The sequence below is a fragment of the Clostridioides sp. LIBA-6822 genome, from assembly GCF_056688955.1.
This window is the reverse complement of the sequence record NZ_CP196995.1, coordinates 2,016,210-2,035,097: the sequence shown is the minus strand read 5'-3', so window position 1 is coordinate 2,035,097 and position 18,888 is coordinate 2,016,210. Positions and strand designations below refer to the sequence as shown.

The window sequence follows — 18,888 nt, the reverse complement described above, 5'->3', positions numbered from 1 at the left end:
ATTTTGTCAACTATTTTTTTAAAAATTTTCTTTTAATAAATTTTCCAATCTCTACTTGAACTACAGACATTATGGCTAAACTAATTGTTATAAGCCATTCTGAACCATTTAAAATAGTTAAACTGAATGCATTTCTAAAAACAGGTACAAATAGTATTACTGCTATTAGTAACGCAGAAGTTAAAAATGAAATTAAAAGAAATGGATTCTTACCATTATTTTTGTTAAACATGGAATCTGTATTTGAACGTTGGCTAAAAGCTCTTAACATTTGTGAAAATGCTAATACACAAAATGCCATTGTTTGACCTACAGCATGGTTTTCTATATTAAGACCAATTTTATATGCTAAAATAGTCATTATTGCCACAAATATACCTTGAGTAACTACTCTTTGTATAAGGTTCTTTTCAAACAAGGTCGTTGATTTTACTGGTTGATGCTTCATTATATTTCTACTTGGTGGGTCAACTCCAAGCGCAAGGGCTGGAAGTGTAGCAGTTGCAAGGTTTACCCACAAAATATGAACTGCTAGAAGTGGAGTATCCCAATTTAATAATATTGCAACAAACAATGTAAGTATCTCTGCTATATTACCAACAAGTAAGAATTGTATAACTTTCTGTATATTTCTATATACACGTCTACCTTCTTTTATTGCATAAGCAATCGTTGTAAAGCTATCATCCATTAAAATCATATCAGAAGAATCTTTTGCAACGTCTGTACCACTTATACCCATAGCTATACCAATATCAGCAGATTTTAAGGCAGGAGAATCGTTTACTCCATCTCCAGTCATTGCTGGTACTTCTCCAATTCTTTTTAGAGATTGTATAATTCTAAGTTTATCAAATGGGGACACACGTGCAAATACTGTAGCTTTTTTAACAGCTTCATCTAGTTCATCATCACTTAAATTATCAAGTTCATCACCAGATATAACAGTATTTCCTTCATTCCATATTCCTAATTCATGAGCTATTGTTGTGGCAGTAACTTTATGGTCACCTGTTATCATTATGGTTCTTATACCTGCTTCTTTACAAGTATTTACTGCATCAATTACCTCAGTTCTTGGAGGGTCAATCATACCAACCATACCTATAAATGTCAAATCATATTCTATGTTTTCATTATCTTCTTTTGGTATAGATGAAATCTCACGCTTCGCAAAACCAAGTACACGCAATGCATCTTTAGACATAGTAAGACATAATTCGTGTATATTCTTTTTATCCACTTCGGTAATATTTCTTTCGCCTTTTGATGTTAATATTTTAGTACATAAGTCAAGAATTTCATCTACTGCACCTTTAGTATAAGCAGTAATCTTTCCATCTATATTATGAACAGTTGTCATACATTTTCTATCAGAATCAAAAGGCTGTTCAAATACACGTGGATATTCTTCTTCAAGAGCTTCTTGATCTATTCCAAATTTGTTGGCCATAAAAATTAATGCACCCTCTGTTGGGTCACCTAATATTTCATCTGTTTTATCTGGATTAATACACGCATCATTACAAAGTGCACCAGCATAAACAATTTCTTTATATACTAGTGGATGTTTTTCAGATGCAGTGTCTATTGATGTAACTTTTCCAGACTCAAAATCTCCATTTACAGCAATATGTGTAACAGTCATCTTATTTAAAGTTAATGTACCAGTTTTATCGCAACATATTACTGTAGCTCCTCCTAATGTTTCAACAGCAGGTAATTTTCTAATTAAAGCATTTCTTTTAGCCATACGTTGTACGCCTAAAGCCATTACAATAGTAGCTGTTGCAGGTAATCCCTCTGGAATAATTGATATGGCAAGGGAAATTGCAATCATAAACATTGGCAAGAGAGGTCTCTGATAAAATGCACCTATTGCAAATATAACAACGCATACAATAATACCTATGACACTTAATGTCTTTCCAACAGTATTAAGTTTACGTTTTATAGGAGTATCAAAATCATCTTGTGAATCTAAAAGATGTGCTATGTTACCCACTTCTGTATCCATACCAGTTGCAACTACAACACCTACACCTCTACCATATGTGACGATTGAGGATGTATAAGCCATATTGCTACGGTCTCCTAATACACATTCTTCAGATAAGATTGTATCTGAATCTTTTTCTGATGGAACAGATTCTCCTGTTAATGAAGCTTCTTGAATTTTTAAACTCGATGTTTCTATCAAACGAAGGTCTGCTGGGACCATCGCTCCATCCTCTAAAAAAACAATGTCTCCTACTACAAGATTACTTGCTGGAATAACACTTTCTTCACCCTCACGCATAACACGAGCTATAGGTGAATTCATATTTTTTAATGCTTCTAACGATGACTCTGCCTTTTTTTCTTGAACAATTCCAATAACTGCATTTACTGTTACAATTATTAGTATTACAAAAGCTTCTGTAAATTCTCCAAATATCAAGGATAATATGGCTGCTCCTATTAGTATTAAAACCATAGCATCTGTAATTTGACTCCAAAGCATTTGTAAAGTTGTTCTAGGTGGTTTTTTTCTCAGTTCATTTAAACCATTCTCTTTAATCCGTTTTTCCGCCTCGGTATCGGTGAGCCCCTCCTCTGATGAATCTAGACTTTCTAAAATTTCATGAGTTGCTCTTGAATGCCAAGGCATCTGTTTGTGATTTTCCATTTTGGAAGATCACTCCTTTCTTTTTTTGATTTAAGAATAATTATATTTTAAAATCAAGTTCAATTCAATACACAATAAGTATATTTTACCTAAATTTAACAATACTTTTTAATGCTTAATAAAAATCTACTCTTTTACAAATATGTACTCACCATTATCAGATAAATTTTCTTGATACTTATATCCTCCTAAATTAAATTTTTTGAGTTCTTCAGTATCTCTTACTCTGTTTTTTACAATATACTTTACCATCATCCCTCTAGCTTTCTTTGCTTGTGTAGATTCAACTTTTAATTTACCATTTTTACTTACTTTAAAAGTACATGTAATGCATGTATCACTATCTTTAATAAATTTTTCTATGGATTTACTGTATTCATTTGATGTCAAATTAACGATAGCCCTTTTTTCTTTGATTAATTGTTCATATATGCTATTTCCCCAATATTCATACAAATTCTTAAATTCACGTACCTGTAATTTTGTCTGCATTTCTAATCTATACTCATATATACTGTCATACGGTTTTATAACCCCATACAATCCACTTATGATTCGAATACAATTGTCTGCGAACTCTTCATCTTGTTTTGTAAAACTATCTGCCTCTATATTTTTATATTGAATTCCATCATAAGTTAAGATTGCAGGGCTTCCAAGTGTATCAAACTTAATATTCTCAAATCTATTTTTATTTAATATAGCTAATTTTTCATTGATTTTCATTCTGTTTTTAAAATCTTCTATGCTAAATGCCTTTATATTTTCCACTATTTCTTTTGTGTTATCTATAAAACAGGGTAAACTCAAATCTCTATCAAAGGCTTCTATATGCTTCATATTTTTAGCTGGTGATAACATTATAATCATAAATTCTTATTACTCCTGTTTTTCCAAATATTCAAGAATTTCTTGTGCATTTGTATCTGGTTTTGCTTTCTCAAAGACTTTTTCAATAATTCCATTTTCATCTATGATATAAGTTGCACGCACAACTCCCAATGCAGTTTTTCCATACATTTTTTTCTCTTTCCATACATCAAATGCTTTAATAGCAACTAAATCAGGGTCAGAAAGTAAAATAAATGGAAGTTCATGTTTTTCTGCAAATTTTTGATGTGATTTTATACTATCTTTACTTATACCAATAACTTGTACATCATCCTTTTTAAATCCATCATATGCATTTCTAAAAGCACAAGCTTGACGTGTACAACCTGGTGTATTGTCTTTAGGATAAAAATATACTACTACTTTTTTTCCCTTAAAATCAGACATACTTACTTTATTTCCATCTTTATCCTCTAATGTAAATTCTGGTGCTTTTGTTCCTATACTCAACATAAATATCTCTCCTTTTGTTTTTATTGATAATTTTATATTATATATTATTACCCTATATATCTGTACATAAATAAAATTTTTTATTTTTTATATATAAAGTCTCATCAATATATAATTTTCATAATATTTATATTCTAAAAATATACCATAAATATCTCGATTAAAGTATTTAAACTTAAAATCAGATTAACTAATCCATTAATTAAAATTGACAGTATTTAATATATATTAAATACTGTCAATTTACTACCATTTTCATAGTCTATATAAATTTAAATTCTTCAACATCAAACAAACCCAAATCAGTAAGTCTTATTTGTGGAACAACAGGAAGTGCCATAAAAGAAAGTGTAATAAAAGGGTCTACATATTTTGGAACTCCCATACTTCTTGCTATCTCCAACATATTATCAGTCGTTTCTTGCACTTCTTCAGCCTGAAGAGTACTAATTAGTCCTGCTACTTGAAGACTTAAGTGTGCAAGAACTTTTCCATTTGATACAATTACATAACCACCTTGAATATCTTTTAAATAATTTATTGCAATTATTATATCCTCATCATTATCTCCTGCAACTATTATATTATGAGAATCATGAGCCACAGTAGTAGCTATTGCTCCATTTTTTATACCAAATCCTTTTAGTGGAGCAATTGATATGTTTCCAGTCATTCTATGTCTCTCAACAACACAAAGCTTTGAATAATCTTCATTTGGAACAAAATATCCATCTACATTTGGTATAGATTCATATAATTTATTTGTCAAAATTTGATAAGGTACAATTTCCATTACATAATTTTTTGTATTTGATTTTAGCTGTATTTTCTCCTTGCTGATATCTTTAAACTTAACTGTATTAAGTAACTCTTTGTCTTTAATTTCATAATTATAATTAGAGAATATTTCTTTAGTTACTAGCTTACCATCTTTATAGACAGTATCTACTTCCATTTCATTTAAATTATTCAGCACAACAATATCAGCCTTATAACCAGCTCCTATTGCTCCAATCTTTTTTAGCCCATATACTTTTGCTGAATTATATGTTGCAATCTTTATGGCTTTGATAGGCTCCATTCCTAAATCAATTGCACATTTTATATTCCATCTTATATGACCTTGTTTTTCTATATCATCTAAATGCTTATCATCTGTACAAAACATAAATTCTTCAATTGGCAAGTTATACTTTAACAATCCATTTACTATGGATTTCAAGTTCTTCGCTGCACTACCTTCTCTTATTAAAATCTTTAGACCTGCTCTCAATTTTTCATATACTTCATCAAAAGTTATACATTCGTGGTCATTTTCTATTCCTGCGCACACATATGTTTGAAGTGATTTTCCACTTATATTTGGTGCATGTCCATCTACAATTTTACTTTTAAAAAGTTCTAGTTTTTCTAAGATTTCTTTTTCAGAATCTATAACATCATTAAAGCACATTACCTCCCCTAAACCTAAAATCCTAGGATTGTTTATGTACTTTTCCATGTTTTTTGCACTAAATTTACCTATTCCATTAGTTTCAAATCTTGTGGCAGGTACAGATGAAGGCATCATAATATATACATTAAGTGGTATATCTTTTGTCGATTCTAATAAAAAATCTATTGCACTTGCTCCCTTTACATTAACCAACTCATGTGGGTCAGCTATGATAGTTGTCGTACCTGATTTTAATAATTTTTTTGATAATTCAATTGGCATTACCATTGTAGATTCAATATGCATATGTGCATCAATAAAGCCAGGTGATATATACTTACCACTACAATCAATTTCTACATTCCCCTTGTAATCGCCAATACCAACAATAGTATCTTCCACTATTGCCACGTCTCCTACTATCAGTTCTTCTGTAAATACATTTATGATTGTTCCATTTTTAAGTACAATGTCAGCTTTATCTCTTCCACTTGCTACATCACACTGTCTCTTTAAAATACTCATTTTTACAACTCCTCTTAAGTTTTTTATATCAATATACTTTGTCGTATTATATATTATAGCTTTATTTATTAATATATATTATATATGAATTTTAATGAAAAGTATCACTTGAAATTTGTTCCATTATTCATTTACTTAAACAGAGAGAACATGAGGAATAATATTATTCATCATGTTCTCATTAATAGTTCAGTTGTATTAAATTTTTCCTATATATTGACTCATTATTAAGGAGGTGTCTCAAATGAACTTTTTAGTTCATGAGGCTCTCTTTTTTGTATGAAATCAAATATATTTTTATCATTTCAACAATAAAAAAGAGGCTTATCTCTATTTTGAAACAGCCCCTTATCGCTATTTGTATATAACTATCTTTATCCTAAAAATACATAAACTATCATACCTACAAGTATTGCTGGTATGGTGGTAATAATCATAGCCCATAAAGACGACTTTTTATCCATTGCTAGAAGTGGGAAAAGTGCATCTCCATCTTGAGAGATAGAGTTAGCTATCACAGCACCAAGTGGTATAGTTCCCTTCAAATAGAATGACATAAGTACAATTTGTATACCACATCCTGGAATAAGCCCAAGACCTGCACCTATGAATACACTTATTACACCTGTTGATAATACTAACTTAACTAAGTATTCATCTCCACCTAAAATTAATATTATCAAATCATAAATAAGATATGCAATAAAAATCCATGTAATTACAAATGATATTTCACCAACAGAATGTATAAGCATTTCCCTTAGAGAAATCTTTTTATTTTCTTCTTCTTTTTGGTTGGAATTTTTAAATACCTTTTTAAAACACCACATATAAATTATTGAAAATAATATTCCAATAACTGCTACCAATTCTTCTAATGAATGTAGCTTCTCAATTATAGGAAGATTGAGACCAGAGTGAGCAAGCGACATAAATATAAAGCCTATTAATATAATTCCTATATAAATTTTATATCCTTTCCCATGTGTTATTATAAATGCAAGTCTATTTGTGTTCCCATGAGATTTAGCAAGATTGTCCAAGATTATTTCATCATGATTATGTTCTTCTTTAGAGCTAGTTTTATTTATACTGTGTTTATCCAATTCTCTTCGTTTTTTTAGTCCTAATTTTTCTTCAAGTTTAAAATAATCCACTAACTGACCAGTTATTATTCCTGTAATAGTACTAACTATTGTAACAAAAAAATACATTTTAATATTTGCTGAGATAAGTACAAATGCAGCATCTCCCATACTCGCTATTAAACTTGCAATTATTGCACCAAAGCTCAACTTCCCATTTATGTATAATGGCATTATTGCTAAACTTCCCCCACAGCCTGGTATAGCTCCAATTAAAGCTCCTATCAAAGGTTGCAGTTTTCTGTTTTTTGATATGATATTAGTAAAATTTCCACTAGTTCTATAGTTAATATATCCAAATAACAAAATAAAAAACCCAATCATAGAGCCCACATGTAAAAATGCTTCTTCAGAAGCAGATATTAACATTCCCATTAATTTACCTCCTTACTAATTTTACAATAATTATATTATATTTCATTTGTTATTGATAATCAATATCAATTTATCTTTTATATTCCTAATATTAAAAAGTGCGCATCTTATATTATTAGTTTCTCACATATTAAGATACACACTTTTTGATATTAGCCTATCTATTTACCACATGTAATATGAAATCACATGTGATAAATAAGTTCTATATTATAACAATATCCAGCTGTTGTATTATCTACTAAATTTATAAATTTTCAATGAATGTTACAACTTCTTCTATTATCCAATTAGGTGTAGATGCTCCTGCTGTAATACCTAAAGTCTTATATTCTTTAAGCATATCTACATCCAATTCATCCTTAGTTTCTATTGCAAAAGTTGGAACTAAATCTTCACAAACTTTTACTAATTTTTGAGTATTAGAGCTATGTTTTCCTCCTATAACTACCATACAATCGACTTCTCTAGCCAACTCTTTGGCTGATTCTTGTCTTGTTTTTGTAGCTGAACAAATTGTATCATTAAACACTATTTCTTCTAGTTTATCTGATAGTTTAGCAACTATACTTGAATATAAATCTGGATTTATTGTAGTCTGTGCAACAAGACAATATTTTTTTGAACTATCCAATTCCATATTTTCCATCTGTTCTACAGTCTTTATTATTATTGCTGAATTTTCACACCATCCATTTATTCCTATGACTTCTGGATGTTTCATATCCCCAATAACTATTATTTCATAACCTTTATTATGATACTCACTTACTACTGTATGTATTTTCTTTACAAATGGACATGTAGTATCTACTATTTTTAATTTTTTATCTTTTGCCTCTTTATATATCTTCTCAGGAACTCCATGAGACCTTATTATCATATTTTCATAATTTGGTATTATATCAATTTCATCTACAGTCTTAAGACCTTTTTCTTCATACTTTGCTACTGCTTGTTTATTATGAATAAGAGGTCCTAAAGCATATATGCCAGAAGCATTCTTTTCTACTTCATCCCACGCCATTTTCATTGCTCTTTTAACTCCAAAACAAAAGCCAGCATTTTTTGCTATTTTTACATTCACAAGTTTCCCCCCTTATTTTGAATATTTAAAGTAATTTTGTTTTATTACTTCTAAAATCTCTTGTGATATTCTTTCATGGTCATCATTACTCAATTTTTCTTTAAAATGTTCTTCAAACGATATCGGTTCTCCAATATATACAATTACTTTACTAAATAGTTTATATTTAGATATTATTGATACTGGAACAACTTTAGACTTACTCTTTATTGTAAATACAGAAAGACCTGCTTTAGCTTTACCAAAAGAATCGCCTTTAATTCTAGTCCCTTCTGGAAATATACCTAGTATATAACCATCTCTAATAGACCTTAAAATAGTTTTTATTGTAGATACATCTGGTTTTTCTCTATTTATAGGCATAACATGCAATTTTTTTAATATAAATCCTAATGGCTTAATCTTAAATAATTCTTTCTTTGCAATTGCAGCTATTTCTCTATTTTCTATAGCAGCAGCTAAAAATACAGGGTCAAGATTAGACTTATGATTTGAGGCTACTACTATATTTCCTCTATCTGGGATATTCTCAGCACCTATAACTTCATACTTAAAAAACAGTTTAGAAAAACCTTTAAAAATAGTTATTGCAAATCTATAAAAATTCACGTTTATCTCCCTTCAATACTACATTATATTTTATTATGATACATCAAACTAAAGATTTATTTTAGAGACAACTTCATCTACAACCTCTTCTATGGTTTTCCCTGTAGTATCTATTTCTAGTGCATCATTAGCTTTCACTAATGGAGCAAATTCTCTATTTGAATCAATTTCATCTCGTTTTATTATATCTTCAATTACTTCCTTTAAAGTAGTATTATATCCCTTATTACAAAGTTCTTTATAACGTCTACTTCCTCTTTCTTCTGGAGTAGCTACTAAAAAAAACTTATAATCTGCATTTGGGAAAACATATGAACCTATATCTCTACCATCTAATATTACTGAACTTTTTGTTCCTATTCTTCGTTGAACTTCAACCATTAACTGTCTTACTTCTTTTATCTTGGCTACAGCAGAAACATTATTACTTACTTCTATTGTTCTTATTTCTTCATTTATAACTTCTTTATCCAAGTATATATTATTATTCTTAAAATCTATATCAGAATTTTTAGCTATTTTAATAACTTCTTCCTCATTATTGACATCAATATTACTTTTTAAACACTTATAAGTAACTGCTCTATACATAGCACCTGTATCTATATAATTTATATCTAGCTTTTTTGCTACTATCTTAGCTATTGTACTTTTCCCAGCCCCTGCTGGACCATCTACAGCTATAACTAAATTACCCATATATATACACCTCTATTTATTCATATTTAATTATTAATTAAAAACTACCCTTATACACTAATACCCGAAAGATATCCAGTTGAAAAAGCTATTTGTAAATTGTATCCACCAGTTTCTGCATCTATATCAATTACCTCACCTGTAAAAAATAAATTCTTAATTAATTTAGACTCCATAGTGGAAGAGTTAATTTCTTTAACTGAGATGCCACCAGAAGTAACCATACCAGTGTTTATACCTGTGGTTCCATTACAAGTCAGCTTCATATTTTTTATATACTCAATAATTTTAATTTCATCTACCTTAGATAAATCACTTGCTTTTTTATCATTCAAAGATAACAAAGCAAGAATTTCCTTTAAGAAATTTTGAGGTAGTATTTGTTTAAGATTATTTATGATATTTTTATTTGGGACTTCTCTGATTCTACTAGAGATTTCATCAGCATTTAAATTTGGTAAAAAATCTATATTTAATTCTACCTTTTCTTTTTCAATAATCTTATTAATATAAGAGGACATTATAAGCACACAGGGTCCTGTTATTCCAAAATGTGCAAATAACATATCTCCTGTTTTTGATATTTTCTTTTTCTTAATCTTACAAGATATTTCTACACTCTTCATAGATATTCCTTGTAAATTTTTAATCCATTTTTCTTCTATTGTAAGTGGAGCTAAAGCTGGATATAGTCTATTTAATGTATGTCCATGATTTTGAAGAATCTTGTACATTGAGCCATCTGAGCCCGTTTTAGAATAACTTACTCCTCCAGTAGATATAATGACCTTATCTCCAAATATCTTGTCTCCATTATCTAAAATGACTCCTTTTATTAGATACTTTAACTTATCTTTGTTAGAATCATCTTTTTCAGTGGTTTCTTCAGTTATAATGTCTATAACTTTTTTGTTATACATTATCTTAACATTGTGGTTGATTAAATCTTTGTTTAATACTTCTATTACTTCTATAGATTTATCATTTTTAGTATATACTTTATGGTCATTTTCTTCTTCAATCTTATATTCTAAATTTTTACTTTCAAAATATGAGATAAGGTCTTTATTTGTAAACGAATAGAAACTACTATAGAGAAATTTCTTATTGTTTACAACTTTATCAAAAAAATCTTCTATTTCCCTGTTATTGGTAAAATTACATCTACCTCCACCAGTTGCCCTTAGTTTTCTTCCTAATTCTCCATTTCTCTCAATTAATATCACTTCATTATTATTTTTCGAAGCTGATAAAGCTGCCATCATTCCAGAAGCACCCCCACCAACTACTATAACTTTGCTCATAAATTTCTCCTTATAATTGATTCCTACTCTAATGCAGAATTATTTATCTTTACATGATTTTTTATATGGCTTGTATCATTCATTTTTATTATAACAGGACCATAATCTTTAAATTCTACTATATTTAAAGCAGTATTATCTTGTTTAATTCTATATATGTTTTCCATTCCTGACTCTAAAAATGACAATAACATAACTCTTAATGTAATTGAATGAGTAACAAGAATTATATTTTTATTATCATATTTTTCATTTAATTCTTTTATAAAGGCATCTACTCTATCTTTTATAAGTTTAAGAGTTTCTCCTTCTGGTATATTTACTAAGTGTGGTTCATTTCTCCATGTTGAATATATATCTGAATAGTCTTTTTGAATTTCTTTTATTAAAAGACCTTCCCAAACGCCAAAACCCATTTCTCTAAGAGCTTCAGTTTTTTGAACTTCAAGGCCAAGTTTATCACCTAAAATTTGAGCTGTTTGCATTGCTCGCCCTAAGTCACTACTAAAAATATAATCAATCGAATATTTGCCTATATCTTCAGATAGTTCCTTTGCCTGTTCTACCCCTTGAGGAGTAAGGTCTGAATTGCCATGACCTTGTGTTTTTCCTAAAAGATTCCAATCTGTTTGTCCATGTCTTACTATATAAAAAGTATTTCCCATATGCCCTCCTAAATATATGCCTATTTTTATTAAATATAAATTGTTACTTCTCAAAACTTAATTATATCATAGAATACTTTACTTTGTTTCCATTTTATAATTTAATCTAGTATATTATTTTCAATAAATATTATTTATATTTACACGAGTTATTGTCCTATAACAAGATTTTTATACATCTATAAAAATTAATTTTCATACATTACTTATAAAATTCTTCAAATCTGTATTTCTGAATTGGATTAAAATATTTATCTGTATCTACTTTTGATAAAAACATATCTAATTGTCTTGCAAATATACCTGTATCATCGTATAAAGTCTTATATAGAACTAAATCATTCTTGTCTTCTTCTTCTTTATGATAAAACTTCCCATCTAAATCTATATATACATATATATCGCCTTCTCTTTCAGTATGTCTAATAACTAACTTATATTTATTTTTAATTAAATCTTCTCTACTGTATAGTTTGCATATGTTTTCTATATTGCTATTATCAACGGCTTTACTAAGTCCCATTGTAGCATAATACTTTCCTTTAAAATGTTTATAGATACAAGGATATTTTAATTTTCTTTTATTTATATCTAAGTAATTTTTTGATTCAACCATTTTATTATAATCTCCCATATCTCTTTCCTTTCTCTTAAAAAGCATTTTATATTTAAATAAGTTACTTGTTTTATATTTTATCATAACTTCAAATTTATTAATAATACAATAAATAAAGAGGCTGTATAAAATACAGCCTCTCAAGATTAATCTTCATAATTATATAATTTTTCTAATTTCTTTTTTAACTTTTTCTTTCTTTCTGAACCCAAAACTCTTATAAAATTATTATTTACAAAAATACAATTATTGCTAAGATAAAATTCACACTTGTCTAAATTTACAATATAACTATTACTACATTTGAAAAAATTTTCTTCTTTCATTAATTTTCTTATACTAGGAGCATTTTCTCCAACTTCGTAAGTGCCACTTTCTGTATAAATCTTTGATTCATATTCTTGCTTTTCTATGTATAGTATCTCTTTGATATTAATTGAAAAACGTTTATCTTCGTATTCAATATTAATAAAATTTTCATCTTTCATTGTCATCCCTCCAAGTACTTTATTAATTTAATTTTAGTGTTTTTTATCAATATAATCTATCGGAAATATATGTAAGATTGATTCATTTAAGATATTTAAAGTATTACTTTTAATATTGTAGTATCTGTTTACTTTTTCACATTATTTTTTAAAGTTAAAAATACTTTTTCAGATTATATTTATATATATATTTATATATGTCTTTAATAAAATAACTTTTCTATAAGTCTATGTAAAATTATACATAAAGAAGTAATTATTAACTTTTTATTTAAATGAATTTTGTTAGAAATTATATTTGAAGGGGTAGCTTAATTTATTTATATGACATGTCTATTTACAAGTGATTTTTTAGATAAAATGAATTTTGTTAGAAGATAGCAACTAAACATATTTGCTATCTCCTTTTATACCTAGCAATTTATATTATTTTTTTCTCTTTAATCTTAAGTATTATACGTATTAATACAAATATTGAAATATTAGATAATATTAATAAGAAAACTATTGCTAAAAAAGCAATTCTTTTCTCTGGAGAAATTTTAACAAGATTTATGATATAATCATAGAGTATAAAAAATGACAATAAATTTGCTATAATAGGAACACATATGTATATTTCTTTTTTACTGATTTTAAAATTTTTACGAGAAATTTTATAAATATAAAGCAATATAGCTAAAATTAATTTTCCTAAAAATATAGCCTCATACCTATATAAATTTCCACTAAGTAAAATGTTCATATTATCCAAATTATTTACTGATATTACTAATAGCATACTTAATGCATTTATACCTATCAATACCAACCAATAAAAAAATGAAATTACCAGACATTTATATATATTGACTTTGTAATTAGATTTATAAAAAACAATAGTTATAAGTATACATATCCATATTCTACTATCTGCTCCAATATTTATATAGAAAGAAGAAATAATAAGAAAAATAGAAAATAAGAAAGATATATTTAATTTTTTAAAATTAGCTTTTGCTTGACTTGTGTAATCAAAAACTTTTTTGCATGCCCATATTTCTACAATAGAAGAGACAATTGTTATAAGCGTATCTAACATAATAATATCCTCAAAGATGATTAAATTATATTTTTTTATAAAATAAGATAATAAAAAATACATAATAATTATAGCATAAACATACAATTAAATTTGATATAATTAGCTAATTTTTTTAATAATTTTTTTAATACCTATGAAGTATCAACTATATATTTAATGATAATTTTAAAATATATAAATTTTTTTTACTTTTACTTCATCTATAATAGCAAAAACAAATTTATGGTTGAAACAATTAAAAATAATCACGTATATTTTTAATATGGTTGGATAGAAATAATGATTTAGATTAAGGAATATTGATATGTTATAAAACTATTTTAAATGTTAAAAATTGTTATTTACTAAGATAAGTGGTATCATTTAACTTGATACTCCCTATTCCAATTATTTTAGGTATTTTACTAAATTAGAACCTACTTAATATTACTTTATGAATAGTGAGTAACTGATTAAATAATACCATTTATGGATTTTTTCAGACATCTATTAATTGAAAGTTTAGAGCTTTAGCTTATCTAATTACTCCTCTTCTAAATCTTTAAAATGACTTTCAAATAAATCTAATGCATCTTTGTCAATGACTTCATCATCATGTAGTGCTGAAATCAGACTCTGTAAAGAATTATCATGTATGTTACTTAAAAAATCTTTTGTCTCAACACTTAAATACTCTTTATGTCCAACAACTATTGTATAATGAGTATATCTATCTATTTTTTCTGCATTTAAAAAATGTTTTTTAACAAGTCTTGATAAAAGTGTCAATGTAGTTGTTTGTTTCCATCCATATTTTTGTTCCATAGCTTCAATAGTTTCTTTTGATGTTACAGTATCATTTTTTTCCCAAATAAACTTCATAACTTTTAATTCTGCTTGTGGTATTTTTGAAATTGTCATAGCCTAACGCCCCTCTCATACTTTTATTAAATTAATACTATCGCAATATAGTTTTTAAGTCAAAGATTTTGTCGATAATAATATTTTCCAATTTTTACCATATACTATTTTTTGAGATAATTCTATAATAAATTACATAAGAATTGTTTATTCTACATTATGAAATTAAATATAGAAACAATATCTACACTATAAAAAAATTATAATTTTAAACATTTTTTAATACATAAATAGAAATTGTCAATATATTTCAAGTGTCTCTTACTTACTATTAAAGCTTCTATAAAATATTCTCCATTATAGTAAAGAATTCTATAAAACTCTTGTTACAGTTATATTAAAATATAAAAAACACTAATTTAAAATATACTGAAGTCTATATTTTTATAATTTCTACTATTATACAACAGGTGAGTAAATGGCACAAGGATATTGTAAAAACACAATTTTAGGGCTAATAAAAACAAAAGAATTCATAAAAATGAATTCTTTTATATATAACCTTAATTCGTTTTTTTTATATAATACTAAAACTACTCTTCTTTATTTATCAAAATTTAAAAATTATTTTACTTTATTCCTAGTAAACAATCCAGTAAATTTATACATCCAAAGTGCATTCATAAATAATAATAGACTTGTTGAGAAAAATACTGTTCTAATACCTAAGTGAGCTGATATTTGTCCCCCTAAGAAAGCTCCTGATGAACAGCCCATATACTGGGCAGATGCATTATATCCGAATATTTTTCCAACATATTCTTCTGGTGTAATTTTTTTTAATAAGCTATTTACAGAAGGATTAAGACCTGCCACTGATAGTCCTAATAAAAACCTCAACAACATCAATTGCCATGCAGTTTTTACAAAAGCTTGTGGTATAAATACAACCCCTGCCCATAAAAGTGAAATTAGCAATACCTTTTGAGGACCTATTTTATCTGACATTTTTCCAAGTTTTTGAGCTGCTAATAAGTTTGCTAACCCAGATGCAGAAAATGTTAACCCTGCTATTAAAGCCACATTTGATGCAAAATTTGTAAGCTGTGATATATATATTGTTACAATTGGCTCTATAGAATATAACGCTAGCTGAGTAATAAATGTAGTCACAAAAATTGATACAATTAAAAACTTATTTGGTAATGGATTTAATGGTTCCCTAGGTACAGAAATTGACTCTTTTATTTCTTTAGGTCTAAAATTATCTACTACAAATAGAATAGATATTATAAATGATACAAATAACAATCCTCCTGTTATAATAAATACACTTTTAAGTCCTAAAATTGATTCTATATATCCTCCTACTGTTGGTCCAATTAATGAACCAGTAGTTGACGCTGTTGCAAGTGTACCTAAAGCCCAACCAGAGTGATTTTTATCTGTCTGAGTTGCAATCAGTGTAGTACATGCAGTAGCATAACCTGTAAAAACACCTTGAAGAATCCTTAACCCTAATAACTGATAAACATTTTGTACAAACGCCATGGTAAATATCACTATTCCCATACCAACACTTGCACGTAGAAGCATTGATTTTCTACCATATTTATCAGCAGCTTTCCCTCAAATCGGGGAAAAAAATGCTGCTACTACAAAAGTACATCCAAAAATTATACCTGAATACTGTTGTATTAAACCAACATCAGTTACACCCAACTGTTTAATATATAGTGGAAGTATAGGTGCTATTTGGCTCATACCTATAGAACTAAAGAACATCCCTATCCAACATACAAATAAATTTCTTTTCCACAACTCCATATAGAACTACCCCCCCTATATTTTATTTTTTTTGACAACACTATAATTTAATTACTTTTATACTATTAATTATAAAGTTTAAAAAAACCAATTTCCATGGATAACTCTAAAAAATAAAAATTTTTTATATTCATTTATGTCTATTTCAAAAATAAATTTCAAATTTAAAAAAATTTACTTACGACAAAATTTTTCTTCATGTATAATCCTAATATAAATAAATTACACTTGGAGGTAAATGAATATGCCACAAAATAGAAAAGAAAGTTTAATATTTACAGTACTTATGTGTGCTTTTATGGTATTTTTTATGAGCGTTTATAATATTTCTATACATGATAAATTCTCATTAGATACCTTTAGAAGTGCATGGTTGGACTTCCCAACTACATATGTTATAGCTATGGTTTTTGACTGGTTTATTGTTTCTAATATCGCAAAGAAAGTAGCATTCCGTATTATAAATCCAGATGCTAAACAAATTATAAAAGCTATTGTTATATCTAGTTGTATGGTTTGTGGAATGGTCATATGTATGTCTTTATTCGGAGCTCTTAAATCAATTGGGAGTACTAATACACTTGTCACTATATGGATGATAAATATAGCAAACAATTTTATTGTTGCATTGCCACTACAGCTATTAATTGCAGGGCCATTAGTAAGATTTATTTTTAGAACATTATTTCCAGAAGGTACAATTATTGAAGTAGTAAACTCTTAAAATAAATAAAGGTATAAAGAGTTATTGTACTCTCTATACCTTTTATCACTCTAAATTAAAATTATATTTATTTCCAGTACTATACATAAAGAATCATATCTATTCTATATTAAATATTTAAAATATAATTTATTCAATGTATCCATCTTTTCTCTTATAATATTGTTTAGGAAACTCATAACTAGAAAATAATAGTGGAGATAGAGAATATGAGTAACTTCCCGCGTTATTAATCGAAATCAAATCCCCTATATTTGCTTTTTTCAATTTTACATTATTTGCTATTACATCTAATGAAGTGCAAAGATTTCCAACAACATTTACATACTCTTCTTCTTTTACATTATTTAATACTGCAAGAGAAAATGCATGGTTTGATGTATATAATGGTTCTTGACCTTCTAATTCTACTCCACAAGTAACCTTTTCAACTAGATTAGAAATAATAGGTCTCATAAATCCATTAAGTCCATTTTTTACAATAAGATATTTCTTTCCTCTTGATACTTTAATATCTACAATTTTGACATAATAATTACCTGATTTACAAACTATGAAACGACCTGATTCAATAAGAAGCCTTGCATTCAATGTCTTTGAATTAGTTAAGGCAATCTTTTCAGTTAATTCTGAAAGTTTTTTAAGATTAAGTGGATTCTCTCTAAGATTATCATAAACTACTCCAAGGCCACTACCAAAATTTATGAATTCGATATTAACATATTTACTTTTATTTAAGTTTAAAGCTATAAGAAAACATTTTTCATAATAGCATCCTAATTTTTCAAAATCCAATACCTGAGATTTAATATGTATATGAATTCCAACTATAGATATATAATCACAAATGCTTAACATCTTTAAAACACTGTCAATATCTTCTATATCAATACCAAATTTACTTGATATAGCATTATCATCATCCATAGTAAAATCAGGATTTATTCTAATTCCTATTTTAGCTTTCTTATTACTTTTTTTTGAGATTTTATTTATAAGTTCTATTTCTGTAATACTATCTGCAATAATTATACATTTATCTAAAACAGTTTCTATGTCAGATTCTGTTTTACCTGGTGATGAATAATATATATCATCTTTGGCAATTCCACATTCTGATGAAAGTAGCACCTCATTAATTGAAGCAGCATCTGCCCCAAATCCTTGTGATACAATACTTCTCACAATTTTATTATATGGATTTGTTTTTATGGAATATAAAAAATCAAAACCTAAAATATTATTTTTTAGCTCTTTACACTTTTCAATTATATTAGTCTCATCATATATGTAACAAGGTGCATGTTCTTCTATAAATTGAATTTCTTTATTTGAGTACATATTTTTACCTCCAAGTTTATAAAATTATAGTTATCTTTTCTTAGTTTTTTAGTAATTTATTTCAAATTTATTACAAGTTTGGAAAGGATATTGTTGTTAACGCATTATCATA

18 protein-coding genes are annotated in these 18,888 nt (G+C 27.4%); 1 reads left to right on the top strand and 17 read right to left on the bottom strand.

The genetic code is table 11. The features are described 5' to 3' along the window. Positions 1–10: 10 nt before the first annotated feature. From ACTG48_RS09760 to ACTG48_RS09685, 16 genes are all read right to left on the bottom strand, one after another. A complete protein-coding gene (locus ACTG48_RS09760; protein ID WP_479918702.1) occupies positions 11–2,668 on the bottom strand; it encodes a cation-translocating P-type ATPase in 2,658 nt (885 codons plus the stop codon). 126 nt (positions 2,669–2,794) lie between these two features. Next, complete coding sequence (gene yaaA, locus ACTG48_RS09755; protein WP_479918701.1) at positions 2,795–3,538, bottom strand: peroxide stress protein YaaA; 744 nt, start codon at positions 3,536–3,538, stop codon at positions 2,795–2,797. A 9-nt stretch (positions 3,539–3,547) separates the two neighbouring features. Further along, complete coding sequence (gene bcp, locus ACTG48_RS09750) at positions 3,548–4,012, bottom strand: thioredoxin-dependent thiol peroxidase (protein WP_021384605.1); 465 nt, start codon at positions 4,010–4,012, stop codon at positions 3,548–3,550. Positions 4,013–4,274: 262 nt separating this feature from the next. Continuing rightward, positions 4,275–5,972 (bottom strand): adenine deaminase, encoded by a 1,698-nt coding sequence (gene ade, locus ACTG48_RS09745; protein WP_479918700.1) that lies wholly within the window; start codon positions 5,970–5,972, stop codon positions 4,275–4,277. A 374-nt stretch (positions 5,973–6,346) separates the two neighbouring features. Then, positions 6,347–7,492, bottom strand: coding sequence for a putative manganese transporter (locus tag ACTG48_RS09740; RefSeq protein WP_479918699.1), 1,146 nt, complete (start codon positions 7,490–7,492; stop codon positions 6,347–6,349). 247 nt (positions 7,493–7,739) lie between these two features. Continuing rightward, on the bottom strand, positions 7,740–8,579 hold the full coding sequence (locus tag ACTG48_RS09735) for a 4-hydroxy-3-methylbut-2-enyl diphosphate reductase (RefSeq protein ID WP_021384615.1): 840 nt from the start codon (positions 8,577–8,579) through the stop codon (positions 7,740–7,742). Between the two features lie 12 nt (positions 8,580–8,591). Further along, positions 8,592–9,188, bottom strand: coding sequence for a lysophospholipid acyltransferase family protein (locus ACTG48_RS09730; protein ID WP_021384627.1), 597 nt, complete (start codon positions 9,186–9,188; stop codon positions 8,592–8,594). Between the two features lie 48 nt (positions 9,189–9,236). After that, entirely contained in the window at positions 9,237–9,887 is a 651-nt protein-coding gene (gene cmk, locus ACTG48_RS09725; RefSeq protein WP_021384609.1) for a (d)CMP kinase, read from the bottom strand. 50 nt (positions 9,888–9,937) lie between these two features. After that, positions 9,938–11,191 carry a BaiN/RdsA family NAD(P)/FAD-dependent oxidoreductase gene (locus tag ACTG48_RS09720; RefSeq protein WP_021384625.1) on the bottom strand — a complete coding sequence of 418 codons (1,254 nt, stop codon included), beginning with the start codon at positions 11,189–11,191 and terminating at the stop codon, positions 9,938–9,940. 23 nt (positions 11,192–11,214) lie between these two features. Further along, the gene (locus ACTG48_RS09715) at positions 11,215–11,856 is read right to left on the bottom strand and encodes a histidine phosphatase family protein (RefSeq protein ID WP_021384630.1); all 642 of its coding nucleotides are present in this window, start codon (positions 11,854–11,856) and stop codon (positions 11,215–11,217) included. A 202-nt stretch (positions 11,857–12,058) separates the two neighbouring features. Further along, positions 12,059–12,472, bottom strand: a complete 414-nt coding sequence (locus tag ACTG48_RS09710; protein WP_479918698.1) for a DUF1653 domain-containing protein — start codon at positions 12,470–12,472, stop codon at positions 12,059–12,061. 146 nt (positions 12,473–12,618) lie between these two features. Beyond that, complete coding sequence (locus ACTG48_RS09705) at positions 12,619–12,960, bottom strand: LytTR family DNA-binding domain-containing protein (RefSeq protein ID WP_021384618.1); 342 nt, start codon at positions 12,958–12,960, stop codon at positions 12,619–12,621. 421 nt (positions 12,961–13,381) lie between these two features. Then, a complete protein-coding gene (locus ACTG48_RS09700) occupies positions 13,382–14,041 on the bottom strand; it encodes a hypothetical protein (protein WP_021384608.1) in 660 nt (219 codons plus the stop codon). 525 nt (positions 14,042–14,566) lie between these two features. Next, positions 14,567–14,944, bottom strand: a complete 378-nt coding sequence (locus ACTG48_RS09695) for a BlaI/MecI/CopY family transcriptional regulator (RefSeq protein ID WP_021384626.1) — start codon at positions 14,942–14,944, stop codon at positions 14,567–14,569. A gap of 564 nt (positions 14,945–15,508) precedes the next feature. Further along, the gene (locus ACTG48_RS09690; RefSeq protein WP_021384637.1) at positions 15,509–16,480 is read right to left on the bottom strand and encodes an MFS transporter; all 972 of its coding nucleotides are present in this window, start codon (positions 16,478–16,480) and stop codon (positions 15,509–15,511) included. A 33-nt stretch (positions 16,481–16,513) separates the two neighbouring features. Beyond that, positions 16,514–16,711, bottom strand: a complete 198-nt coding sequence (locus ACTG48_RS09685; protein WP_021384623.1) for a hypothetical protein — start codon at positions 16,709–16,711, stop codon at positions 16,514–16,516. A gap of 244 nt (positions 16,712–16,955) precedes the next feature. Here ACTG48_RS09685 and ACTG48_RS09680 point away from each other — a divergent pair, with 244 nt between their 5' ends. Further along, positions 16,956–17,435 carry a DUF2798 domain-containing protein gene (locus ACTG48_RS09680; RefSeq protein ID WP_021384617.1) on the top strand — a complete coding sequence of 160 codons (480 nt, stop codon included), beginning with the start codon at positions 16,956–16,958 and terminating at the stop codon, positions 17,433–17,435. A gap of 129 nt (positions 17,436–17,564) precedes the next feature. On the opposite strand, the gene ACTG48_RS09675 is transcribed toward ACTG48_RS09680, so the two are convergent. Continuing rightward, entirely contained in the window at positions 17,565–18,776 is a 1,212-nt protein-coding gene (locus ACTG48_RS09675; protein WP_479918697.1) for a diaminopimelate decarboxylase family protein, read from the bottom strand. Positions 18,777–18,888: the final 112 nt, after the last annotated feature.

Coding starts and splice junctions, on each gene's coding strand:
- ACTG48_RS09700 (WP_021384608.1), bottom strand. CDS start 14,041: ATGTTAGATACGCTTATAACAATTGTCTCTTCTATTGTAGAAATATGG.
- ACTG48_RS09710 (WP_479918698.1), bottom strand. CDS start 12,472: ATGGTTGAATCAAAAAATTACTTAGATATAAATAAAAGAAAATTAAAA.
- ACTG48_RS09695 (WP_021384626.1), bottom strand. CDS start 14,944: ATGACAATTTCAAAAATACCACAAGCAGAATTAAAAGTTATGAAGTTT.
- ACTG48_RS09705 (WP_021384618.1), bottom strand. CDS start 12,960: ATGAAAGATGAAAATTTTATTAATATTGAATACGAAGATAAACGTTTT.
- ade (WP_479918700.1), bottom strand. CDS start 5,972: ATGAGTATTTTAAAGAGACAGTGTGATGTAGCAAGTGGAAGAGATAAA.
- yaaA (WP_479918701.1), bottom strand. CDS start 3,538: ATGATTATAATGTTATCACCAGCTAAAAATATGAAGCATATAGAAGCC.
- ACTG48_RS09760 (WP_479918702.1), bottom strand. CDS start 2,668: ATGGAAAATCACAAACAGATGCCTTGGCATTCAAGAGCAACTCATGAA.
- ACTG48_RS09715 (WP_021384630.1), bottom strand. CDS start 11,856: ATGGGAAATACTTTTTATATAGTAAGACATGGACAAACAGATTGGAAT.
- ACTG48_RS09680 (WP_021384617.1), top strand. CDS start 16,956: ATGCCACAAAATAGAAAAGAAAGTTTAATATTTACAGTACTTATGTGT.
- ACTG48_RS09720 (WP_021384625.1), bottom strand. CDS start 11,191: ATGAGCAAAGTTATAGTAGTTGGTGGGGGTGCTTCTGGAATGATGGCA.
- ACTG48_RS09685 (WP_021384623.1), bottom strand. CDS start 16,711: ATGGAGTTGTGGAAAAGAAATTTATTTGTATGTTGGATAGGGATGTTC.
- ACTG48_RS09690 (WP_021384637.1), bottom strand. CDS start 16,480: ATGCTTCTACGTGCAAGTGTTGGTATGGGAATAGTGATATTTACCATG.
- ACTG48_RS09740 (WP_479918699.1), bottom strand. CDS start 7,492: ATGGGAATGTTAATATCTGCTTCTGAAGAAGCATTTTTACATGTGGGC.
- ACTG48_RS09675 (WP_479918697.1), bottom strand. CDS start 18,776: ATGTACTCAAATAAAGAAATTCAATTTATAGAAGAACATGCACCTTGT.
- cmk (WP_021384609.1), bottom strand. CDS start 9,887: ATGGGTAATTTAGTTATAGCTGTAGATGGTCCAGCAGGGGCTGGGAAA.
- bcp (WP_021384605.1), bottom strand. CDS start 4,012: ATGTTGAGTATAGGAACAAAAGCACCAGAATTTACATTAGAGGATAAA.